The organism is Sellimonas intestinalis (genome assembly GCF_001280875.1).
In the GTDB taxonomy this organism is placed as follows: Bacteria; Bacillota; Clostridia; order Lachnospirales; family Lachnospiraceae; genus Sellimonas; species Sellimonas intestinalis.
The window spans coordinates 166,818-189,883 of the sequence record NZ_LGAJ01000003.1; the positions used below are offsets into that span (position 1 = coordinate 166,818).

General features: G+C 48.4%; 23 protein-coding genes. 18 read left to right on the forward strand and 5 right to left on the reverse strand.

Annotated elements, in window-relative coordinates; genetic code table 11:
- The first annotated feature begins 105 nt into the window (after positions 1–105).
- From AOA56_RS01600 to AOA56_RS01615, 4 genes are all read left to right on the forward strand, one after another.
- Positions 106–1,131 carry a branched-chain amino acid aminotransferase gene (locus AOA56_RS01600; protein WP_048622045.1) on the forward strand — a complete coding sequence of 342 codons (1,026 nt, stop codon included), beginning with the start codon at positions 106–108 and terminating at the stop codon, positions 1,129–1,131.
- A gap of 113 nt (positions 1,132–1,244) precedes the next feature.
- The gene (locus tag AOA56_RS01605) at positions 1,245–2,012 is read left to right on the forward strand and encodes a class I SAM-dependent DNA methyltransferase (protein WP_053768799.1); all 768 of its coding nucleotides are present in this window, start codon (positions 1,245–1,247) and stop codon (positions 2,010–2,012) included.
- A gap of 51 nt (positions 2,013–2,063) precedes the next feature.
- Positions 2,064–2,945 carry an Hsp33 family molecular chaperone HslO gene (hslO, locus tag AOA56_RS01610; RefSeq protein WP_024732948.1) on the forward strand — a complete coding sequence of 294 codons (882 nt, stop codon included), beginning with the start codon at positions 2,064–2,066 and terminating at the stop codon, positions 2,943–2,945.
- Between the two features lie 46 nt (positions 2,946–2,991).
- On the forward strand, positions 2,992–4,917 hold the full coding sequence (locus AOA56_RS01615) for an NAD(+) synthase (RefSeq protein ID WP_024732947.1): 1,926 nt from the start codon (positions 2,992–2,994) through the stop codon (positions 4,915–4,917).
- 81 nt (positions 4,918–4,998) lie between these two features.
- Here the strand turns inward: AOA56_RS01615 and AOA56_RS01620 are convergent, their stop codons facing one another.
- Positions 4,999–5,697: a S1 RNA-binding domain-containing protein gene (locus AOA56_RS01620; RefSeq protein WP_024732946.1), complete on the reverse strand. Its 699-nt coding sequence runs from the start codon at positions 5,695–5,697 to the stop codon at positions 4,999–5,001.
- A 187-nt stretch (positions 5,698–5,884) separates the two neighbouring features.
- Between AOA56_RS01620 and AOA56_RS01625 the strand changes: the two genes are divergently transcribed.
- From AOA56_RS01625 to AOA56_RS01645, 5 genes are all read left to right on the forward strand, one after another.
- A complete protein-coding gene (locus tag AOA56_RS01625) occupies positions 5,885–7,537 on the forward strand; it encodes a putative manganese-dependent inorganic diphosphatase (RefSeq protein WP_024732945.1) in 1,653 nt (550 codons plus the stop codon).
- An 11-nt stretch (positions 7,538–7,548) separates the two neighbouring features.
- Positions 7,549–8,127 (forward strand): flavin reductase family protein, encoded by a 579-nt coding sequence (locus AOA56_RS01630; protein WP_024732944.1) that lies wholly within the window; start codon positions 7,549–7,551, stop codon positions 8,125–8,127.
- A gap of 111 nt (positions 8,128–8,238) precedes the next feature.
- Positions 8,239–8,922 (forward strand): polysaccharide deacetylase family protein, encoded by a 684-nt coding sequence (locus AOA56_RS01635; RefSeq protein WP_024732943.1) that lies wholly within the window; start codon positions 8,239–8,241, stop codon positions 8,920–8,922.
- Between the two features lie 49 nt (positions 8,923–8,971).
- Complete coding sequence (locus tag AOA56_RS01640; RefSeq protein ID WP_024732942.1) at positions 8,972–9,691, forward strand: tRNA threonylcarbamoyladenosine dehydratase; 720 nt, start codon at positions 8,972–8,974, stop codon at positions 9,689–9,691.
- A 15-nt stretch (positions 9,692–9,706) separates the two neighbouring features.
- Positions 9,707–11,020 (forward strand): replication-associated recombination protein A, encoded by a 1,314-nt coding sequence (locus AOA56_RS01645; RefSeq protein WP_024732941.1) that lies wholly within the window; start codon positions 9,707–9,709, stop codon positions 11,018–11,020.
- A gap of 116 nt (positions 11,021–11,136) precedes the next feature.
- Here AOA56_RS01645 and AOA56_RS01650 read toward each other — a convergent pair whose 3' ends face one another.
- Genes AOA56_RS01650 through AOA56_RS01660 form a run of 3 tightly spaced genes read right to left on the reverse strand, consistent with a single transcriptional unit; the run spans position 11,137 to position 13,766 of the window.
- Positions 11,137–11,649, reverse strand: coding sequence for a DUF4364 family protein (locus tag AOA56_RS01650; RefSeq protein ID WP_024732940.1), 513 nt, complete (start codon positions 11,647–11,649; stop codon positions 11,137–11,139).
- Positions 11,650–11,665: 16 nt separating this feature from the next.
- On the reverse strand, positions 11,666–12,592 hold the full coding sequence (gene mnmL / locus AOA56_RS01655) for a tRNA modification radical SAM protein MnmL/YtqA (RefSeq protein WP_330376358.1): 927 nt from the start codon (positions 12,590–12,592) through the stop codon (positions 11,666–11,668).
- Between the two features lie 13 nt (positions 12,593–12,605).
- Entirely contained in the window at positions 12,606–13,766 is a 1,161-nt protein-coding gene (locus tag AOA56_RS01660; RefSeq protein ID WP_024732938.1) for an NAD(P)-dependent malic enzyme, read from the reverse strand.
- A gap of 213 nt (positions 13,767–13,979) precedes the next feature.
- Here AOA56_RS01660 and rho point away from each other — a divergent pair, with 213 nt between their 5' ends.
- The 8 genes from rho (at position 13,980) to hisC (ending at position 21,914) form a co-directional block, all read left to right on the forward strand.
- Positions 13,980–15,365 carry a transcription termination factor Rho gene (gene rho, locus AOA56_RS01665; protein ID WP_024732937.1) on the forward strand — a complete coding sequence of 462 codons (1,386 nt, stop codon included), beginning with the start codon at positions 13,980–13,982 and terminating at the stop codon, positions 15,363–15,365.
- A 110-nt stretch (positions 15,366–15,475) separates the two neighbouring features.
- Positions 15,476–15,682 carry a 50S ribosomal protein L31 gene (gene rpmE / locus AOA56_RS01670; RefSeq protein WP_024732936.1) on the forward strand — a complete coding sequence of 69 codons (207 nt, stop codon included), beginning with the start codon at positions 15,476–15,478 and terminating at the stop codon, positions 15,680–15,682.
- Positions 15,683–15,771: 89 nt separating this feature from the next.
- Complete coding sequence (locus tag AOA56_RS01675) at positions 15,772–16,722, forward strand: DUF1385 domain-containing protein (protein WP_053768801.1); 951 nt, start codon at positions 15,772–15,774, stop codon at positions 16,720–16,722.
- Positions 16,719–17,600, forward strand: a complete 882-nt coding sequence (gene prmC / locus AOA56_RS01680; protein WP_024732934.1) for a peptide chain release factor N(5)-glutamine methyltransferase — start codon at positions 16,719–16,721, stop codon at positions 17,598–17,600. The genes AOA56_RS01675 and prmC overlap by 4 nt, the downstream gene beginning before the upstream one ends.
- The gene (prfA, locus tag AOA56_RS01685; protein ID WP_024732933.1) at positions 17,593–18,666 is read left to right on the forward strand and encodes a peptide chain release factor 1; all 1,074 of its coding nucleotides are present in this window, start codon (positions 17,593–17,595) and stop codon (positions 18,664–18,666) included. Before prmC ends, prfA begins: the two co-directional genes overlap by 8 nt.
- Positions 18,667–18,746: 80 nt before the next feature.
- Entirely contained in the window at positions 18,747–19,661 is a 915-nt protein-coding gene (locus AOA56_RS01690; RefSeq protein WP_053768802.1) for a DUF2156 domain-containing protein, read from the forward strand.
- On the forward strand, positions 19,658–20,854 hold the full coding sequence (locus AOA56_RS01695) for a pyridoxal phosphate-dependent aminotransferase (protein WP_024732931.1): 1,197 nt from the start codon (positions 19,658–19,660) through the stop codon (positions 20,852–20,854). Before AOA56_RS01690 ends, AOA56_RS01695 begins: the two co-directional genes overlap by 4 nt.
- Positions 20,855–20,858: 4 nt before the next feature.
- Positions 20,859–21,914 (forward strand): histidinol-phosphate transaminase, encoded by a 1,056-nt coding sequence (hisC, locus tag AOA56_RS01700; protein ID WP_024732930.1) that lies wholly within the window; start codon positions 20,859–20,861, stop codon positions 21,912–21,914.
- A gap of 71 nt (positions 21,915–21,985) precedes the next feature.
- Here hisC and AOA56_RS01705 read toward each other — a convergent pair whose 3' ends face one another.
- Complete coding sequence (locus tag AOA56_RS01705) at positions 21,986–22,336, reverse strand: helix-turn-helix domain-containing protein (RefSeq protein WP_024732929.1); 351 nt, start codon at positions 22,334–22,336, stop codon at positions 21,986–21,988.
- A gap of 204 nt (positions 22,337–22,540) precedes the next feature.
- Here AOA56_RS01705 and AOA56_RS01710 point away from each other — a divergent pair, with 204 nt between their 5' ends.
- A complete protein-coding gene (locus tag AOA56_RS01710; RefSeq protein ID WP_069956215.1) occupies positions 22,541–23,005 on the forward strand; it encodes a hypothetical protein in 465 nt (154 codons plus the stop codon).
- Positions 23,006–23,066: the final 61 nt, after the last annotated feature.

The following is a 23,066-nucleotide window of genomic DNA, read 5'->3' on the forward strand; positions in this document are numbered from 1 at the left end:
GATTGCACGGCTGAATCGCTACATAAAAACAGAGCGCACTCTTGAATTTTCTTTCAAACAGTTTTATACTAGAAAAATAAGATAATAAGATGGGAGTGGATCGAAATGGAAAAGAAAAATTTAGACTGGTCAAATCTGGGGTTTGAATATATTCAGACGGATAAGAGATATGTTTCCAACTATAAAGACGGAAAATGGGACGATGGAAGTCTGACATCAGACGCCAATGTGGTGCTGAATGAATGTGCGGGTGTGTTCCAGTACGCACAGACCGTGTTTGAGGGGCTGAAAGCCTACACGACAGAGGATGGAAGAATCGTCACGTTTCGTCCGGACTTAAATGCCGAGCGTATGATGGATTCCGCAAAGAGGCTGGAGATGCCGGCGTTTCCGAAAGATCGTTTCCTCGATGCCGTCACACAGACTGTCAAAGCAAATGCAGCGTGGGTGCCTCCGTTTGGTTCTGGTGCGACCCTTTATGTCCGGCCGTACATGCTCGGGTCCAGTCCGGTGATCGGCGTCAGTCCGGCAAAAGAGTATCAGTTTCGTATTTTGACCACTCCGGTCGGACCATATTTTAAAGGCGGGGCAAAGCCGATCACGATCAAGGTATCTGACTTTGACAGAGCGGCGCCGAATGGCACTGGACACATCAAGGCGGGTCTCAATTACGCTATGAGTCTTCATGCCATTGTAACGGCACACGAAGAAGGCTATGCGGAAAATATGTATCTGGACGCAGCTACCAGGACGAAGGTAGAAGAGACAGGTGGAGCCAACTTTGTCTTTGTGACAAAGGATAAAAAGATCGTAACGCCAAAGTCCTCCTCGATTCTTCCGTCTATCACAAGGCGCTCCCTGCTCTATGTGGCAAAAGAATATCTCGGATTGGAGACAGAAGAGAGGGAAGTGCCGCTTGAGGAAGTACCGGAATTTTCGGAATGTGGTCTTTGCGGTACGGCTGCTGTCGTTTCCCCGGTAGGAAAGATCGTGGATCACGGCAAGGAGATCTGCTTTGCAAGCGGTATGGATGAGATGGGGCCGGTACTAAAGCAACTTTACGATACACTGACCGGAATCCAGATGGGACGCATCGAAGCACCAAAAGGCTGGATTCATGTAATCGAATAAGGAAATCAGACAGATCCTCCGGATAACAAAAAGTCCGGAGGATTTTGCCCCTTTTAAAACTGGCAAAATCGTGCTATAATAAGCCGGATTTATAGTCGGCAGGAGATGATTGGATGGAGGCATATACAGGATTTGCACAGGTGTATGACACCTTTATGGACAACGTTCCATACGAAGAGTGGGCGGACTATTATAAGGAGATTCTGCGGGAGCATGGGATCATGGACGGGATCGTTCTCGATCTTGGATGCGGAACCGGGAGTATGACAGAATTGCTTGCGGAGCAGGGCTATGATATGATCGGGGTGGACAATTCCGAGGAGATGCTGGATCTGGCGATGGAAAAGCGCGCCGCGTCCGGACAGGACATCCTATATCTTCTTCAGGATATGCGTAAGTTCGAGCTTTACGGCACGGTCCGGGCGGTTATCAGTGCCTGCGATTCCGTGAATTACCTGACAGAACCGGGGGATCTTGTGAAAGTCTTTTCCCTGGTGAATAATTATCTGGATCCGGGAGGACTCTTCCTGTTTGACTTCAATACGGAGTATAAGTACAGAGAACTTCTCGGGGATACGACCATTGCGGAGAATCGCGAGGAGTGCAGCTTTATCTGGGAAAACTACTATGATCTCCAAGAGCGGATCAATGAATACGATCTGACGATTTTTGTGCGGGAGGGAGAGCTGTACCGGAAGTTTGAGGAGACACACTTTCAAAGGGGGTACACTGTTTCAGAGGTGGCAGATGCACTGAGGGAGGCGGGTCTTGAACTGGTCGCCTTATATGATGATTTCACGAGAGAAGAACCGGGGGAAGATAGCGCCCGCGTCTGCGTAGTAGCAAGAGAGTGCCGGAAGTGCTGCGAAGTGTCCAGATAAAAATGCCGGACAGAATACAATACAGGAAATAAAAAGAAACGAGGAAAAGCGATGAAAGATTATATTGTAAGAGCAACAGCGGCAGGCAGTCAGATCCGTGCTTTTGCCGCGTCCACCACAGAATTGGTGGAAACGGCAAGAAGATACCATAATACGAGCCCGGTGGCAACAGCGGCACTGGGACGTCTTCTGACTGCGGGCGGTATGATGGGAAGTATGATGAAAAACGATACGGACGTACTGACGATCCAGATCAAGTGCGACGGGCCGATCCAGGGACTTACCGTGACAGCGGACAGCAAAGCGAACGTCAAGGGCTACGCAGAAAACCCGGACGTGATGCTCCCGCCAAAGAACGGCAAGCTGGATGTAGGCGGAGCATTGGGTCTTGGTATCTTAAATGTCATCAAAGATATGGGACTGAAAGAGCCGTATATAGGTCAGACGATTCTCCAGACCGGAGAGATCGGGGATGACCTGACATACTATTTCGCCAATTCCGAGCAGGTACCGTCTTCTGTGGGACTGGGTGTTTTGATGGAAAAGGATAATACAGTACGCTGTGCAGGTGGGTTCATCGTACAGGTCATGCCGTTTGTGGAGGAGCAGGTACTCGTCCGGCTAGAGGAAAATATCAGTAAGATTCATTCTGTGACCGCGCTTTTAGAGCAGGGTCATACACCGGAGTCTCTCCTTCAGGAAGTATTAAAAGGTATGGATATTGAGATCACGGATACGCTTCCGACAGCATTTGCATGCGACTGTTCAAAAGAGAAGATCGAGAAAGCGATCGTAAGTATCGGGGAGAGGGACATCAAAGAGATGATTGCGGAAGGGAAGGACATTGAGGTCAAATGTCATTTCTGTAATACGGCATATACCTTTACCGTGGAAGAGCTGGAAAAGCTTTTACACCATGCAAAGAAAAACTAGGAGCATCAGTCAGACTGAAAAATCAAATGGAAAAGAGGAATAGGGCATGAAACAGGGCTTTATCAAAGTGGCGGCAGCTACGCCTGATATCCGTGTGGCAGACGTAGCGTTTAATACGGAAGAAATTATCAAAAGAATGCGGGAGGCCGCGGGAAACGGCGCCAGGATCATCGTCTTTCCAGAGCTGTGTGTGACCGGATACACCTGTGGGGATTTGTTTACCCAGGATGCTCTCCTGGAAACGGCAAAGGGCGGTCTTTTGAAGATCACTGAAGCGACGAGAGATCTGGAGGCGCTTGTTTTTGTAGGATGTCCCATTGCGGTGGATGGAGAGCTGTATAATACGGCGGCGGCACTGAATAAAGGCATGATCCTTGGGTTTACGACCAAGACGTTCCTGCCAAATTATGGAGAGTTTTATGAGATGCGTCAGTTTACGCCGGGACCGGATGTGACAAGAGAGATCGCTTTTGACGGGAAGAGAGTACCGTTTGGCCCCCAAATTCTGTTTGTTTCCCGGGAGACCAAAGATCTGGTTGTGTCGGCAGAGATCTGTGAGGACGTCTGGTCACCAGTTCCGCCAAGTATCCGGGCGGCGCTGGAAGGAGCGCTCATTCTTGTAAACTGTTCTGCAAGTGACGAGACGATCGGAAAGGACCGTTACCGGGAAGGACTGATTTCCGGGCAGTCGGCAAGATTGATCGCGGGTTACGTCTATGCCAATGCGGGAGAAGGGGAGTCTACCACGGATGTCGTTTTTGGCGGACACAATCTGATTGCGGAAAATGGGACGATTTTAAAATCGTCCGGACGGTTTGTCAACGAGACGATCTACAGTGAGATTGATATTCGAAGGTTGTTGTCGGAGCGTCGGAAGAATACGACTTTCCGCTCGGCGCTGCACAAGACACTGCCGGCTGTGTTCTTCTCCGCAAAGGAGGAGAAGACTGTTTTGACGAGGGAATTTTCGCCGGCGCCTTTTGTTCCTCAAAATGAGCGTGAGAGAGCAGACAGATGTGAGGAGATTTTGATGATTCAGGCCATGGGACTGAAAAAGCGGCTTCTTCATACAAAGACTACCAGTGCGGTCGTAGGAATTTCCGGAGGGCTGGACTCCACGCTTGCACTTCTAGTGACAGCGAAAGCCTTCGACATGGCAAGAATTCCAAGAGCCAATATCCATGCGGTGACGATGCCGTGCTTTGGGACGACTGACCGCACATATCAGAATGCCTGCCGGATGTCCGAAAAGCTTGGAGCTACTTTGATGGAGGTTCCGATCCGGGAGGCGGTGACAGTGCATTTCCGGGATATCGGCCAGGACCTTGAGGATCATAGTGTGACCTACGAAAACGGACAGGCCAGGGAGCGTACTCAGGTGCTGATGGATCTTGCCAATAAATCTGGAGGTCTCGTCATCGGAACCGGGGATATGTCGGAGCTTGCCCTTGGATGGGCAACCTACAACGGTGACCATATGTCCATGTATGGAGTAAATGCTTCTGTACCGAAGACACTGGTGCGTCATCTTGTTCAATATTATGCGGATACGTGCAGGGACCGGGAGCTTCGGGAGGTACTTCTCGATGTGCTGGACACTCCGGTAAGTCCGGAGCTGCTTCCGCCAAAAGAGGGAGAGATTGCCCAGAAGACGGAGGATCTGGTGGGACCTTACGAACTGCATGATTTTTATCTTTACTATGTGCTACGTTTCGGGTACGAGCCATCCAAGATCTACCGGATCGCGAAGAAAGCGTTTGCTGGAAGTTATGACGATGAAACAATCCTGAAGTGGCTGAAGAAGTTTTACTGGAGATTTTTCTCCCAGCAGTTTAAGCGTTCCTGTCTGCCGGACGGACCGAAAGTAGGAACCGTCGCCCTCTCGCCGAGAGGAGACTGGAGGATGCCAAGCGACGCCTGTGCGGCGGTTTGGATCTCCGATCTGGAGCGCATAGAAAAAGAAGAACGGTAGAACGTAAGCGAGGAGAGCACAGTAAAAAGAAAAGGCGGATGCAGCATCCGGAAGATCCCGGGGCGTCCGCCTTTTCTTTTCCTATAACCGAATATTTTTGAACAGATCGCCAAGATTTGTCCCGATCTCTTCAGATTTCGGAATCTCTACGTGGAGATTTTCGTCTTCCTCGTCCTTTTCTTCATGGAGTGCCTTGATGCTCAGACTCAACTTTCCATCTTTGATTCCAATGACCTTTACTTTGACCGGATCACCGATCTTTAAGACGTCAGCCGGAGTCTTGATACGCTTTTCACAGATCTGGGAAACATGAACCAGACCGGAGAGTCCATCCTCAAAACGGACGAAAGCACCGTAGGACTGGATAGACTCTACTACACCGTCCATCACAGTTCCAACCTGGATACTGGAGATGCGTGCGGAGCGCTCTTTTGCGTCTTTTTCCTTTAAGATTTCCCGTGCGGAAAGCACAAGCCGGTGTTCTTCCGGATCCACCTCGATGACGCGGACAGTGATCTCCTTGAGGAGGTAAGATTCGAGGTCTTCAATATAGGAAAGAGACAGGCGGGAGGCTGGAATGAATCCGCGAAGGCCCTCTACCTTGACGATGACTCCACCGTTGACAACACCTTCCACCTTCAGGGTGAGGTTCGTCTTTTCGTCCAGATATCTCTGTACAATATGCCATGGATCAGACATATCAAATTGATCTTCATAATCTTTCATGCACTCTGTCCGGGTCTCCATTTCCGGTGTCGTTGTTTCTAATTCTTCATTCATTGGTGATACACCCCTTTTTCGTGTTTTCTTTAGCCAGTATATCATAGTTTGCGGCACAGCGGAGGATTATTTTGGCGAAATCAGAAAAAAACAGTTGGCGGGGCATCAAAAAAATGATAATCTAGGTTTATATCAAGGAAATGATCTGCCGATACGGCAGATTTTTGTGGGAGGAAATAAAAATCATATGTCAGATAATCAGAAAGACAGAAAGGTATATGTGGTAGGACATAAAAATCCGGACACGGATTCGATCTGTTCTGCTATCGCTTATGCGGAGCTGAAAAGGCGGGTCACAGGAAAGAATTATGTGGCAAAGCGGGCGGGAACCGTCTCCGAGGAGACGCTCTTTGTGCTGAATCAGTTTCATGTCCAGGAACCGGCGCTTTTACAGAATGTTTTCCAGCAGCTTAAAGATGTGGATATCCGCAAAATTGACGGAGTATCCAGTCAGGCGTCTGTAAAGGAAGCCTGGGCTATGATGAAAGAGAATAGTATCCGAACCCTTCCGGTGTTAAAAGATCAAAAGCTGGAAGGGATTATCACGATTGGCGATATCGCTAATTCCTACATGGAGCTCCACGACAGTCATCTGTTGTCCGAAGCCAGAACACAGTACCGGAGTATCAAGGATACTTTAAGCGGGGAGATCATTACGGGAAATGAGCACGCTTACTTCATTAAGGGGAAAGTCGTGATTGCCGCGTCCTCCCCGGATATGATGGAGAATTTTATTGAACCGGATGATTTGGTGATTGTGGGAAACCGCTATGAGTCCCAACTCTGCGCCATTGAGATGGACGCAAGCTGTCTGGTGATCTGCCAAGGAGCGGAGGTGTCAAGGACGATCAAAAAGCTGGCGTCTGAGCGGGATATTGTTATCATCAGTACTCCGTTTGACACCTTTACGACGGCCCGCCTGATTAACCAGAGTATTCCGGTAAAGCATTTTATGACGCGGGATCACCTGACCACATTCCACGTAAATGACTATCTGGAAGAGGTCAAGGAAGTGATGACGAAAAAGCGCTACCGGGATTTTCCTGTTATTGACAAGAAAGGAAGATTTACCGGATTCATCTCCAGACGGAGATTGTTAAAGCCAAAGCGCAAGCAGGTCGTTTTAGTGGATCACAATGAAAAAACCCAGGCGGTGGACGGTATTGAGGAGGCGGAGATCCTGGAAATCATCGATCATCACAGAATTGGCAATTTGGAGACGATGGGGCCGGTTTATTTCCGGAACCAGCCGCTTGGCTGTACAGCGACGATTATTTATCAGATGTACCAGGAAAATCAGATCAAGCCGCCCAAAGAGATTGCGGGACTTCTGTGCGCTGCCATCCTTTCGGATACGCTTTTATTCCAGTCGCCGACCTGTACGCCGATGGACGAAGCAACTGCACGGACGCTGGCAAAGATTGCGCAGATCGACGTTGTGGAGTTTGCGAAAGAGATGTTTAAAGCGGGCAGCAATCTTGCTAATAAATCTGTTGCAGAAATCTGCTTTCAGGATTTTAAGGAATTCCACGTCAATGAGCTGACATTCGGTGTAGGTCAGATCAATTCTATGGACAAAGAGGAACTGGAGGAGATCAAAGAAAAGATCTGTCCAAAGCTGGTAGAAGTGCTCAAGGAAAGCGGACTTGATATGGTATTTTTTATGTTGACAAATATTGTAGAACAGTCCACAGAACTGCTATGCAGCGGTGGGAATGCTAGAGAGACTGTGATGGATGCCTTTGAGCTTTCCGAGGATACAGAGGATATCATTTTAAACGGTGTAGTATCCAGAAAGAAGCAGCTTATCCCAACGCTGGTCAGCGAGATGCAGCAGTAGAGGAGAGAGAAATGAGTGAGAAAGAGATTTTTAAACCGGGGAATATGCTTTATCCGCTTCCGGCTGTCATGGTAAGCTGTGCGGATAAATCAGGAAAGGACAATATTCTTACGGTTGCGTGGACCGGGACGGTCTGCTCGGATCCGCCCATGCTTTACATTTCGGTCCGTCCGGGACGGTTTTCCCACCATATGATCGAGGAAACAGGAGAATTTGTCGTCAACCTGACGACGGAGAAGCTTGCAAGAGCTACAGATTTCTGCGGGGTCCGATCCGGAAGAGATGTGGATAAGTGGGAGGAGACACGTCTGACGAGAAAAGCGGCCGTCTCTCTTCAGTATGCTCCTGCCATTGCGGAGTGCCCGGTCAACATCGAGTGCAAAGTGCGCAAGATTCTGCGTCTGGGAACACATGATATGTTTTTAGCGGATGTGACGGGTGTGCAGGTAAGCAGCAGGTACATGAATGAAAATGGAAAGTTTGAGCTGAACAAAACAGGACTTCTGGCCTATTCCCATGGAGAATACCTGGGACTGGGAAAGAAGATCGGCACATTTGGCTACAGCGTCAGAAAGAAGAAAAAGAAATAATAAAGATCCATCCGGAACCCGGAGTGCAGGCAAGGGCGCCAGTACTCCGGGTTCTATCTGTCTTTTCTTCGGAATACATTTACAGGAGAGAAAAGGAGAGTGGCGTATCGAGTGAAACAGAAAACAAGATGGTGGAAATTGATCGGGGAGATCCTTTTGATTGCGGCGGTCTGTCTGACTGGTATGTGGCAGAACACGAAGAAGACGATGGAGAGTATCAGCGATGTGGCAAAGAAAGAGGAGAAAAGGATCGCCATTACCTTTGACGACGGCCCGGATGGCACCTATACCCCGCAGCTTCTGGACGGACTTAAGGAACGGGGGGTAAAGGCGAGCTTTTTTGTGATCGGAAAGGAAGCAGAGGAACATCCAGAGCTGATTTTACGGATGTATAAGGAGGGACATCTCATCGGGAACCACACATATCACCATGTGGAGCTGACAAGGGTGGATATGGAGACTGAAAAAGAAGAGATCAAAAAGACAAACGAAGTGATCGAAGGGATCACAGGAGAGAAAGTCACCTATATCCGTCCACCTTATGGGGAACTGAGGGAAGAAACACTAAAGGATGTGGAGTTGATTCCGGTCAAATGGGATATTGATCCGCTGGACTGGTGTACGAAAAGTACCGGGGAAATCGTCAGAAAGGTAGTGACGAGGGCAGAAGAAAATGGTATTATCTTATTACATGACTGTTACGGCACCTCAGTAGAAGCAGGGCTTCAGATCATTGATGCCCTACAGAAGGAGGGATATCAGTTCGTCACAGTCGATGAACTGATTATGGATTAATTGTGGACGAATCATAGAATTTATGATAGATGAAGGAACGGGAAGAAACATGCTGTATGAGTTTTCAAGGACAGAATTATTATTGGGAAAAGAAGCACTGGACAGGCTGAAAGAGGCGACCGTTACCGTGCTTGGTGTGGGCGGGGTAGGATCTCATTGTATCGAGGCGCTGGCAAGAAGCGGGGTAGGACACCTTGTGCTTGTGGATCACGATACGGTGTCGCTGACAAATATCAACCGCCAGTCGATTGCCCTTCACAGCACCATCGGGCAATATAAGACAAAGGTTATGGAGGCGAAGATTGCTGATATTTCACCGGAAATTTCGGTGACAACGTACGAGGAGTTTGTGCTAGAAGACAATCTGAAGCAGGTGTTTGCCATCCGTCCGGATTATATCGTGGACGCTATCGACACGGTGACAGCCAAGCTGGCGGTGGCCCGTTATGCGAAGGAGCACGGGATCTCTCTCATCAGTAGCATGGGGACAGGAAACAAGCTCCATCCGGAGCTCTTTGAGATTGATGATATCCGCAATACATCCGTCTGCCCGCTCTGCCGTGTGATGAGAAAAGAGCTGAAAAAACGAGGAATCGAAGGTCTTACTGTTCTTTATTCCAAAGAAAAACCCATCGATATTTCTGAGGCGGCCAGCGAGGAAGATAAGGGCGAAAGGCGGTCTGTCCCTGGGAGTGTCTCTTTTGTGCCGCCGGTAGCAGGACTGATGATCGCAGGAGAAGTGATTCGAAATCTCAGTGGATGTGCATAAGGAGGAAACGAAGAGATGGATTTATTTGAATATGCGAGAGAGAAGCAAAAGGAAACAGAGTCGCCTCTGGCTTCAAGGCTGAGACCAGAGACCCTGGAAGAAGTCGTAGGACAGCAGCACATTATCGGGAAGGACAAGCTGCTTTACCGGGCGATTAAGGCGGATAAATTAACCTCTGTCATTTTTTATGGTCCCCCGGGAACGGGAAAGACGACCCTCGCCAAGGTGATCGCAAATGCCACCAGCGCAAAATTCTGCCAGATCAATGCCACGGTGGCTGGGAAGAAGGATATGGAAGCGGTCGTTGAGGAAGCCAAGCGGACACGGGGAATGTACCAGCAGAAGACGATATTGTTCATTGATGAGATTCACAGATTTCATAAAGGGCAGCAGGATTACCTGCTCCCATTTGTGGAGGATGGGACGGTGATTCTGATCGGAGCTACGACGGAGAATCCGTATTTTGAGGTAAACCGGGCGTTGATTTCCAGATCTACGGTCTTTGAATTAAAGCCACTTTCTCTGGAGGAAATCGAAGTGTTGATCCGGCGGGCGGTATACGATGAGAAAAAAGGAATGGGAAGCTATCACGCCGAGATCGAAGCGGATGCCCTTCAGTTTCTGGCTGATATGGCGGGAGGAGACGCAAGACTTGCTCTGAATGCGGTGGAACTTGCCGTATTGACGACGAAGAGGAGTGTAGACGGGATGATTCACCTGACGCTTGAGGTCGTCTCCGAATGTATTCAGAAGCGGGTTGTACGCTATGATAAGGATGGAGACAATCATTACGACACAATTTCCGCATTCATCAAAAGTATGCGGGGATCTGATCCGGATGCGGCGGTCTATTATCTGGCAAAGATGCTCTACGCAGGGGAGGATATCCGCTTTATTGCCCGCAGAATTATGATCTGTGCCTCCGAGGATGTAGGAAATGCCGATCCCATGGCACTTACGGTGGCGGTATCCGCGGCCCAGGCTGTGGAGCGGATCGGGATGCCGGAGGCCCAGATTATTCTCTCCCAGGCAGTGCTCTACGTGGCGTCCGCACCGAAGAGCAATGCGGCGGTAATGGCGATCTCCAAAGCAATGGAGAGCGTCCAGACAAAAAGGACGTCTGTACCTGCACATCTCCAGGATGCCCATTATGGAGGACACGAGAATCTGGGTCATGGCGTTGGGTACCGGTATGCCCATGATTATCCGAACCACTATGTAAAACAGCAGTATCTGCCGGACGAGATCAAGGGATCTGTCTTTTATCATCCGGGAGATTTGGGGAAAGAAAAAGAAATCAAAGAGTGGCTTCAATATATTCGAACATAGAAAAGAACATAAAAAGGGGCGGTACCACAGCTTGTCAGTCGCTGTCGGAGCCGCTCCTTTTTAAAATGGAGACTTCTTCCAATCCCAGTTTACATCTTTTGTATTTAGGGCAGTTATTACAGCAGATGCGTCATAATATAAGCATAAATCTCCTGGTTTCGTGCATTCCAGTTGGCAGCCATGGTCTCGGCCTCCTCACGTGACGGAACGGTGACGGTCAGATCGATGAGCGGCATAGCGTGTTCGATTACCTGGCAGTGAACGGAAAACTCCCCGTTTGTATTCCGATAATAGTCAGATTTGACAGAAACCTCATTTTTGAGGGAAAATTTCTTCTCGATGAAAAAGTCGCTGATGTCCTTTTTGATGGCGTCGGAGATCTTGTTTTCAAAGAAACAGATAGATTCGTCGCCTTCCTCCGTCAGATGATACAGTGTTCGGTTGTGCGTTGTTTCCTCACGGATCAGGCCGGACTCCGTAAGCTCGGAGAGCGCCTTCTGGAGAGTGAAGTAGGTCGTATATCCCTTTCCGAGAATAAAATCGGAAATCTGTGCGTTGGTAAGAGGAAAATCCACTTTACTGAGCATGTACAGGATGATCAGCTTATACAGAGTAAATGTTTCTGACATGGTGTACACTTCCTTTCTAAAGAGTACGACAGGTTTTTCCCTGCCAGATATCCTTTTCTTTGAACACCTTTCCCATTTGATTGAGCACCAGCCGCTTGTTACTGGTCCAGAGCGGAGCCACAAGAAGGGGCTTGGGGCCGTCACCGGTCAGACGGTGGACGACAATGTCGGGCCGCAGCGCACACAGGCATGTCCCGAGAAAATCCAGATATTCTTCCATGGACGGGAGCGGGAAAGGATATCTTTGATAATCGTTATATAGATCGGTATCCCTAAGAACGTGGAGAAGCTGCAGCTTGATGCCCTGGATCTCTTGAAGGTTCAGATATTCTATTGTCTCCAGCATCTGGGCTTTCGATTCACCAGGCAGATATAAGATCGTATGGACGATCACGGAAATTCCGATGGCACGAAGAGTTCGCACTGCCTCCTCAAATACAGAAAGCGGATAGCCCCGTCGAATGTAGGCGGCAGTGGACGCATGAATCGTCTGTAATCCAAGCTCAATCCAGACTGGCTTGATCCGGTTCAGTCTTCCAAGAAGATTAAGAATCTCAGGTGGGAGACAGTCCGGCCGGGTGGCGATGGAAAGCACCTTCACCTCCGGATCTTCAATAGCCTGGAAAAAAGCACGTTCCAGAACGTTCACGGGACCGTATGTATTGGTATAAGCCTGAAAATAGGCAATGTAGGCGTGGCCTCGGTATTTGGAAGCGATCCGCGCTTTTTCTGATCGAAGCTGTTCCGCAATGGAAAGGAAAGGGCTTGCGGCAAAGTCGCCGCTTCCGCCCCGGCTGCAGAAGATACAGCCTCTGCTTCCGCAGGTACCGTCCCGGTTGGGACAGGTACAGCCTGCATTTAAGGAGAGTTTGTAAAGCTTCTCGTGAAATGTCTCTTTCAGATAGTAATCGAGAGAATAGTAGCGTTTCTCGCCCCAGCACATTCTTCTCTCCATCCTAACGGATCAGGGCCTTGATGGCGGCGCTTACAGCATCAGCTACACGTGGGTCAAAAGCTTCCGGCAGGATATTGGTGTCGCTTAATTGGTTCTCGCCTATAAGTGACGCGATGGCATTGGCGGCTGCCAGCTTCATCTCCTCGGTGATCTGAGAAGCACGTCCTTCCAAAGCACCTCGGAAAATACCTGGGAAAGCGATAACATTGTTGACCTGGTTTGGGAAGTCACTCCGGCCTGTCCCGACCACTCTGGCGCCTGCTTCTTTTGCCAGATCCGGCATGATCTCCGGTACCGGGTTTGCCATGGCGAAGAGGATCGCGTCGCTGTTCATAGACGCCACCATCTCTTTGGTAACGATGTTCGGAGCGGATACCCCGATGAAAATATCCGCACCTTTTAGTGCGTCAGCGAGCGTGCCGTGGAGCTGATCCGGGTTTGTCACCTCGGCCATTTTCTGCTGCATCCAGTTGAGATGTTTTGAATCCCGGCAGATCGTACCGTTGATATCACACATCGTAATGTAGGAAAATCCGTAAGTCAGAAGAAGTTTTGTGATGGCAACTCCGGCCGAGCCGGCACCGTTTACGACTACACGGCAATTCTCCTTTGTTTTTCCTACGACTTTCAGTGCATTGATAACTCCGGCCAGGACGACGATAGCAGTCCCGTGCTGGTCGTCGTGGAAGACCGGAATGTCAAGAAGCTCCTTTAAACGCTCCTCGACCTCAAAACATCTTGGCGCGGAAATATCCTCCAGGTTGATCCCGCCAAAAGCAGGAGCAAGATTGACAACCGTACGGATGATCTCCTCCGTATCCTGAGTATCAAGACAGATCGGTACAGCGTTAACCCCTCCGAATTCCTTGAAGAGGACAGCTTTTCCCTCCATTACCGGCATGGCGGCCAGGGCACCGATGTTGCCAAGTCCAAGAACTGCGCTTCCGTCTGAGACAACCGCCACGGTATTTGCCTTCATTGTATATTTGTATGCGGCCTCCGGGTCTTTGGCGATGACCTTACAGGGCTCCGCGACGCCCGGGGTGTATGCTACCGCAAGATCCTCCCGTGACCGGACATGCGCCTTTGCCGTTGTCTCGATCTTACCATTCCAGATTTCATGCATGTTCAATGCTTTTTCCAATGTATGATTTTCAGCCATTTCGATCCCCTTTTCTTCTCTATTTTAATGTACTGTCATTTTTGTTCATCTCTTCCATCATACCATTGATAAAACGGGGGTGCAATTAAATTTTGAAAAAAGACTTTTCAATTTTAAAAATGTGATGTATACTTGATGCATTAAGTCACATAGGTCTAGTCAGACTATTTTCCCCACAGACCGGAATAGAAAGGAAAACAGAATATGATGGATATGAAAGAAAAATATGAAACACTTTCACTGGCAGTACTCAAAGACGTAGCAAAGGCGAGGGGACTTAAAGGAACATCAACACTGAAAAAGTCAGAGCTGATTGACCGGCTCCTTGAAGAGGATAGAAAAACGCAAAACACGGAAGAGACAGAGACCGAAAAAACGGAATCTGTAAGAGAAGTACGGCGTGAGCACGAGCATACGCAACGGGATGAGGGAAGAACGGAGAAAAGCGCTGTACTGGAGCTTGCAGACTTGGACAGCGGTATCACCGCCCACGGGATTCTGGAAGTCCTTCCAGACGGCTATGGATTTATCCGCTGTGAAAATTATCTTCCGGGGGAGAATGATGTTTATGTGTCTCCATCCCAGATTCGTAAATTCGGATTAAAGACAGGAGACATTGTTTCCGGAAACACCAGAATCAAGACTCAGTCTGAGAAATTCAGCGCTCTGTTATTTGTAACAAAGATCAACGGACTGCCGCCGGCGATTGCGGTAAAAAGACGTAACTTCGAAGATATGACGCCGATTTTTCCAAATGAAAGACTGAAACTGGAAAATGAGCGCAGCAGTACATCGATGCGGATTGTGGATCTTCTTTCTCCGATCGGGAAAGGACAAAGAGGAATGATCGTTTCCCCGCCGAAAGCCGGAAAGACGACCTTATTAAAGGAAGTAGCGCTCTCTGTTTTGCGAAATAATCCGGAAATGCATCTTCTTGTGCTTTTGATTGACGAACGCCCGGAAGAGGTAACGGATATCAAGGAGACGATCCGCGGTAAGAATGTGGAAGTCATCTACTCTACTTTTGACGAGCTGCCGGAGCATCATAAGCGGGTGTCCGAGATGCTTATCGAGCGCGCGAAGCGTCTTGTGGAGCACAAAAAGGACGTTATCATCCTTCTGGATAGTATCACGAGACTGGCAAGAGCATACAACTTGGTCGTGCCGCCGAGCGGACGTACCCTCTCCGGAGGTCTGGATCCGGCCGCACTGCATATGCCGAAACGTTTCTTCGGAGCAGCCAGAAATATGAGAGAGGGCGGAAGTCTGACAATTCTTGCGACAGCCCTTGTGGATACCGGAAGCAAGATGGATGATGTCATCTATGAGGAATTCAAAGGAACCGGCAATATGGAGCTTGTTCTGGATCGCAGGCTCTCCGAAAAGAGAATGTTCCCGGCCATCGATATTCCGAAATCCGGGACAAGACGGGAAGATCTTCTTCTTACCCAGGATGAGCAGGATGCAGTCTATATCATGCGGCGTGGTTTAAACGGCATGAAATCTGACGAGGCTGTGGATACGATTCTTAATTTGTTTCAGCAGACGAAGCAAAACTCTGAACTGGTTCAGAAAGTGAAAAAAATGAAGTTTATTTAAAAAATGCTTGCAAAAGCAATACAGGTGTGATACAATGAATCCGCTGTTTAAGAGACAATTAGTCACAGAGAATTCTGTGTGAGACAATAAAAGCAAGAAGAGGTGAAAACATGAAAGAAGGAATCCATCCAGTATATCATCAGGCTACTGTAACATGCAACTGTGGGAATACATTTGTAACAGGTTCCACAAAGGAAGATATCCACGTTGAAATCTGCTCCAAATGCCATCCATTCTACACAGGACAGCAGAAAGCAACTCAGGCTCGTGGCCGTGTTGATAAGTTTAACAAGAAATACGGAATCGAAAGCAAATAAGATTCAGAAGTACAGGGCTGAGGTTTTTACATCTCAGCTCTTTTTCATTCCGGTAAAAGCCTGAAGCCAGATAGAAAGAGGTATTACTTATGAAGTCATCAAATATAGGAGGACAGGCGGTTTTGGAGGGTGTGATGATGAAGCACAAAGACCGCTATGCCGTGGCGGTGCGAAAGCCTGACGGGGAGATTGAGATCGACCGGGAGGACTATCGAAGTATAGTCGGGAATTACCATAGTCTGCTAAAGATTCCGTTTGTCCGGGGGATTTTTCAATTTATTGATTCTATGGTTCTTGGAATGAGGACGCTCACCTGGTCTGCCGGGTTTGAAGAGGAGGAAGACATTCTGACAGAGCAGGAAGCAGGAAAAAAGGAGAGGGCGGATAGAATCATGAATGGGATTGTGATGGTAGTGTCCTTTGTGCTTGCCATTGCGATTTTTATGGTTCTTCCATACGGGATTTCCAATCTGTTTCGTAAGGTGATTCCATCGTATCTGGTACGAATTATTCTGGAAGGAGTCATCCGGATAGCGATTTTTGTGGCGTATATCTGGCTGATCTCCAGGATGGAGGATATCAGACGGCTCTATCAGTATCACGGAGCAGAGCATAAATGTATCAACTGCATTGAGCACGGGCTGCCGCTTACGGTAGAGAATGTCCGGGTGAGTTCGAAGGAGCACAAGCGGTGCGGAACCAGCTTCCTGATGTTTGTTATGATCGTGGGCATTGTGTTGTTGTTCTTTGTAAAGACCGAGTCCCACATTCTGCGTGTGGTGATCCGGATCGCGCTCCTACCGATCATTGCAGGGATCTCCTATGAGATCATCCGTGTGGCAGGCAGCAGCGACCATCCAGTGGTGAATTTCCTCAGTAAGCCGGGGCTGATGCTTCAGAGACTGACGACGAAAGAGCCGGACGACTCCATGATTGAAGTGGCCATCGCCTCTGTGGAGGCGGTTTTTGACTGGCGGGCTTATCTCATGGAGAATTTCCCGTCCGGACCGGCAGATCAGGAAGAAAAGGAGAAGGTATGACATATCGGGAAGTCTGGAACTGGGGAAAAGAAATACTTAGACATGCCGGTATTCCGGAAGCAGATCTGGATGCCTGGTTTCTGCTTGAGTATGTCACAGGGATGACAAAAACCCAGTATTATGTAAGGGATCAGGAAGAGATGGATTCCGCCAAACGGAAAGCATATGAAGAGTACATCAAAAGAAGAGGGGAGAGGATTCCACTTCAGCACATTACAGGAGTCCAGGAATTCATGGGATATCCTTTTGCCGTGGATGAGACGGTATTGATTCCAAGGCAGGATACGGAAATCCTTGTGGAGGAGGCAGACCGTGTGGCGAGACAGAGTAAGGCAGAGCGGATTCTGGACGTCTGTACCGGATCAGGCTGCGTCCTTTTAAGTCTGCTAAAGATGGATGAAAGAAGAAGGGGAGTCGGATCGGATCTCTCAGGGGACGCTCTGAAAGTCGCCGAGATGAATCGGGAGAAGCTTGGTATCTCGAAAGAACGATGTACATTTTTTAAAAGTGATCTGTTTGAAAAGATTGAGGGAGACTATGATCTGATTGTTTCCAATCCGCCTTATATCCGGACAGAGGAGATCGAAAAGCTTCAGGAAGAAGTGAGGCTCTATGATCCATACGAGGCACTGGATGGAAAAGAGGACGGGCTGTATTTTTACCGTCGTATGATCTCTGAGGCCGAACTGTATTTACGAAAGGGAGGAAGCCTTCTCTTTGAGATCGGGTACGATCAGGCAGAAGAGGTATCAGGGCTTTTTAAGGAGGCAGGTTTTGAGCAGATCCGGGTAAAAAAGGATCTGGCAGGGCTTGACCGTGTAGTAGGCGGCGTGTACAATAAAGCAAGAGAAAATGAGGAGGAATTAACAAATGTTTGACAAACTGGAAGATTTGCTGATTCGTTTTGAAGAAATCATGGGAGAGCTTCAGGAACCGGATGTTGTCAACGATCAGGCACGGTTTCGCAGTCTGATGAAAGAACAGAACGACCTGGTTCCGATTGTGGAGGCATATAAAGAATACAAGACATGCAATGAGACCATCGACGACAGTCTGTCCATGCTGGAAGATGAAAGCGATGAGGAAATGCGGGAGCTTTTAAAGGAGGAACTTTCCGACGCCAGAAGACGCCTGGAGGAGCTGGAGCATGAGATGAAGATTCTGCTTCTTCCAAAGGATCCGAACGACGATAAGAACGTCATTGTTGAAATCCGTGCCGGAGCCGGAGGAGATGAGGCGGCTTTATTTGCGGCGGAGATTTACCGGATGTATATTCATTACGCAGAGCGGAGAAGATGGAAGTGTGAGATGATTTCCCTCAACGAGAATGGTATCGGAGGCTTCAAGGAAGTGGTCTTTATGATTTCCGGACAGGGAGCGTACTCCAGACTGAAATACGAAAGTGGTGTACACCGGGTACAGCGTGTGCCGGAGACAGAAAGCGGCGGTCGGATCCATACTTCAACCATTACCGTTGCCATCATGCCTGAAGCAGAAGAGGTAGATGTTCAGATTGATATGAATGACTGTAAGTTCGACGTATTCCGTGCTTCCGGCAATGGGGGACAGTGTGTCAATACAACGGACTCTGCTGTGCGTTTGACTCATCTTCCGACCGGAATCGTTATTTCCTGTCAGGATGAGAAGTCTCAGCTCAAGAATAAGGATAAAGCACTGAAAGTACTGCGTGCGAGACTATACGAGCTGGAGCAGGAAAAGCAGCACGATGCGGAAACTGAGGCCAGAAGAAGCCAGGTCGGAACCGGAGACCGCTCCGAGAAGATCCGGACTTACAATTTCCCGCAGGGCCGTGTGACAGACCACAGGATTAAGCTTACGCTTCACAAGCTGGATACGATTTTAAACGGAGATCTGGATGAAATCATCGATTCGCTGATCGCTGCGGACCAGGCGGCGAAGCTGGCGAATATGCAGGAAAACTAACAGGCAGGATGCCCTATACCGGTATGACCCGGATGTAGGGCTTTTGCATTTTGGGTAAAAGAAAAGAAGGTAGAGACAGGATGGATGAATGGAATTTTAAGCGTGTCGGAATAGAAGATCAGAAGCTCATTGAGGAGTACTTCCGGAAATACCCGGAAAGAAGCTGTGACCGGACATTTTTCGGGGTGTTGCTCTGGGGAAGACATTACAATCTGAAATTTGCCGACACCGGGAAAGCGCTCTTATTCCGGGAGGAGGACGAGCGCGGCTATGGATTTGCATGGCCGGCGGGTTCTGAGGAGGAGATCAGAGAGCTGATCCCTCAGATGGAAATGTACTGTGAAAAACATGGCGGAGAGTTTCTGATGTACGGACTTTCCGAAGCGCAGTTTGCGCTTCTGGATAGCTGGTATCCGGGAAGATATCAGATTGAGTACGACAGGGACGCGGCTGACTATATTTACGAGTCGGAGAAGCTTTGCACGCTTTCCGGGAAAAAGCTCCATGGAAAGCGTAATCATATCAATAAGTTCAAAGCTACCTATGAAGACTGGGCTTATGAACCACTTGAAGAGGATAATCTGGAGGAATGTTTTCAGATGGCGCTCAAGTGGAGAAACGAAAACGGATGTGAAGATGACGAGGAGAAAAACTGTGAGATGTGCGTAACACTCAATTCCCTGCGGCTGTTCCGTGAACTCCATTTAAGGGGAGGAGTTCTGCGTGTCCATAGTGAGATTGTCGCGTTTACTGTAGGGGAACCAGTAAGCGAGGACACCTTTGTCGTGCATATCGAAAAGGCATTTGCAGAAGTGCCCGGGGCATACACCATGATCAACCAGCAGTTTGTGGAGCATGAGTGTAAGGGATACCGCTATGTCAACAGAGAGGACGATGCCGGGGAGGAGGGGCTGAGAAAGGCGAAGCTCTCCTACAAGCCGGTAATGCTGCTTGAAAAAGGAATCGTAACAAAAGTACTGGAGGTATCAGAATGATTGCAGAAAAGATGAAAGAGATGGTAGCGAACAGCTCCGCAATCCGTGCGATGTTTGAGGAAGGAAACCGTCTGGCTCAGATTTACGGGCCGGAGAATGTCTATGATTTCAGCCTCGGAAATCCGAATATTCCGGCTCCGGAGGCACTGACAAAAGCAATGAAGGACGTCCTTTTAGAAGAAGATCCGGTGGAGCTTCATGGTTATACGAACAGTAACGCCGGTTATGCAGACGTCAGGGAGGCGGTAGCAAGAAACTTAAACGAACGGTATGGCACATCTTTTGAAGGGAAGAATATTACTATGACAGTCGGAGCGGCGGGAGGACTGAACGTGATATTAAAGACACTTATAAATCCTGGGGATGAGGTCATTGTGTTCGCACCGTATTTTGGAGAATACCGAAGCTATGTTAATAATTATGACGGTGTGCTGGTGGAGATTTCCCCGGATACGGAGACATTTCAGCCAAAACTTGTGGAGTTTGAAGAAAAAATATCCCCCAAAACAAAGGCGGTGATTGTCAACAATCCAAACAATCCGACCGGCGTTGTTTACGGGGAAGAGACCATCAAAAGGCTGGCTGCTATTTTGGAGGCGAAGCAGAAAGAGTATGGAACGGATATCTATCTGATCTCAGACGAACCATACAGGGAGCTTGTGTACGGTGGGGCCAGAGTGCCGTTTTTGACAAAATACTATGACAATACGATTATCGGATATTCATTCAGTAAGTCGCTGTCCTTGCCGGGAGAGCGAATTGGATATCTGGTTATCCCAGATGAAGTGACGGACAGTGAGGAAGTGATCTCGGCTGCCAATGTGGCGACGAGAATTTTAGGCTTTGTCAATGCCCCGACCCTTCAGCAAAAAGCAGTGGCGAGATGCCTAAACGAAAAAGCGGATCTTGCATTTTATGACCGGAACCGGGAGACCCTCTATGAAGGACTGAAAAAGGCAGGATTTTCCTGTATTAAGCCGGAGGGTGCTTTCTACCTCTTCGTCAAATCTCCAGTGGAAGATGAGAAAGAATTTTGCACAAGAGCCAAAAAGTACAATCTTTTACTGGTGCCGGGGAGTTCTTTTGGATGTCCGGGATTTGTAAGGCTTGCCTACTGCGTTGCATACGACACCATCGTTCGGTCTCTCCCGAAGTTTGAAAAATTGGCGGCGGAGTACCGGGAAATGGAGTAAGCCTATGGGACTGGAAGCAAATATCAGACACGTGACGCCGTATGTCCCGGGGGAGCAGCCGCGTCAGAAAGTCATTAAACTTAATACAAATGAAAATCCATACCCACCGGCTCCTGGAGCAATGGAGATGCTGCATCAGATGGACCCGGAGAAGCTTCGGATGTATCCTGATCCGGAGATCAAAATGTTGACAGAATGTCTTGCCAGCCGTTATCAGGTGCGGCCGGAGCAGGTGTTTGTGGGCGTTGGGTCGGACGATGTGCTGGCCATGAGTTTTTTAACATTTTTCAATTCCGGAAAGCCGGTTTTGTTTCCGGATATTACCTACTCTTTTTACAAGGTATGGGCCGAGCTTTACAGGGTTCCGTATACATGCCCGTCTCTGGATGGAACCATGCACATCAGAGCAGAAGACTATTGCGGAGAAAACGGCGGCATCATCCTTGCGAATCCCAACGCACCTACAGGACTGTATGAGAGTCTTGATGTGATTGAGAAGATACTAAAAGAGAATCCGGGTGTGGTGGTGATCGTGGATGAGGCATACATCGATTTCGCTGGGAAGCCATCGGCAGTTTCCTTAGTTGACCGCTATGAAAATCTGCTTGTTACGCAGACTTTCTCAAAATCCAGATCCATGGCAGGTGTGAGGATTGGGTTTGCTATTGGAAACGAACGGCTCATCAGGTGGCTTCTGGATGTAAAGTATTCGTTTAATTCCTACACCCTGTCTGCTCTTGCTATTCTTTGTGGGACAAAAGCAGTGGAGGATGAGACATACTTCCAGAAGACGACAAGTCAGATTATTGCCACGAGAGAGCGGACAAAGAGAAGGATGGCTGCCCTTGGTTTTGAATTTCCGGATTCCAGCGCAAACTTCCTTTTCGCACGGCATCCGAAGTACGATGGGGAAGTGCTGTTTCAAGCGCTGCGACAGAGACAGATCTATGTCAGACATTGGAATCAGTCAAAGATCCGGGAGTATCTTCGGATCACTATCGGGACCGAAGAGGAGATGGAGACGCTCTATGAGGCTCTTGAGGAGATTCTGAAGTCGTAACATAAAAAAAGGAGGAATCAAACAGGTGATTCCTCCTTTCATGCTGATGAGAGATATCCAGGGAAGGCCATCTAATGCTCGTCTCGCATGGCGAGGAGTCTGGCATATTCCAGAAGATCCTGCTTGGATTTGAGCGACAACGTGGCATAGATTGTCCGAAGATGATATTTCAGCATCCGCTCATTCATAGATGAATCGACGGTTGACACTTCCACCGGGCGGATGTCGCTGCCGGAAATGAGATAATCGGTACTGACATGAAAAAACTGTGCAATCATATATAGTTTGTCATAGTCTGGCTGTCGGTTTTTCGTCTCGTATCCTGCAATGGTGGAGCGGGATACCTGGAGATATTGTGCCAGCTCATCCTGAGTAACGTCTGCGTTTTTTCGAAGTAATTTTAGCCTTTTTGAAAACCCCATATATAGCCTCCTATCTTTAGTGTGGCTACATTTTAGCAATAGATGCATGGGTAAAACAGGAACTGTGCCGTAATGCAACACAGATTATGGCAAAAGTGCCGAAAAGAAACAAAACAGACGAAAAGAATCCCGTGTTGACAGAGGTGCATAAAAATTTTATAATTTACTTAGAATAATGGAAGAAGAAAGATGGAGGTTATCCAGATGTTAATTGCCAAAAATGATGAAAAAGAGAGAAGCTTTTTGTTCAGGATTGTGATCTGGACGGCGACTATTCTCATCATTATTGTTGCAGCGTATTTCCTGATCCGGTCCTTTGCAAGAAATCCGATTGCGGGGACCTGGGAGTACCAGGATGACAATATTACTATGACAATTCAAAATGATGATAAAGTCAAGCTTTTGTTTCAGAATCTCCAGGAAGTGTCAGGACTTGAAGTAACGATGGACTGTCAGGTGGATAAATCCGAGAAGACGCTGGTGATAAAGGGGCTTCAGCCAAGTGAGATCGAAGAGATTTTAAAGAAGCACGATGGAAAGCTCACAGAGAGTGTGCTTCAGACAGCGCTTTCCAGGTTTGTGACGTCGTTCGACTACAGCATGGAGCGCCAGACGCTGACACTGACAGACCGGGAGTACGGTGAACAGATGATATTTGATAAAAGATAGATGATTTCCCCTCTATACAGGAAGACGGATATAGCGTGTGACTTGGGTAGAGGGGATTTTA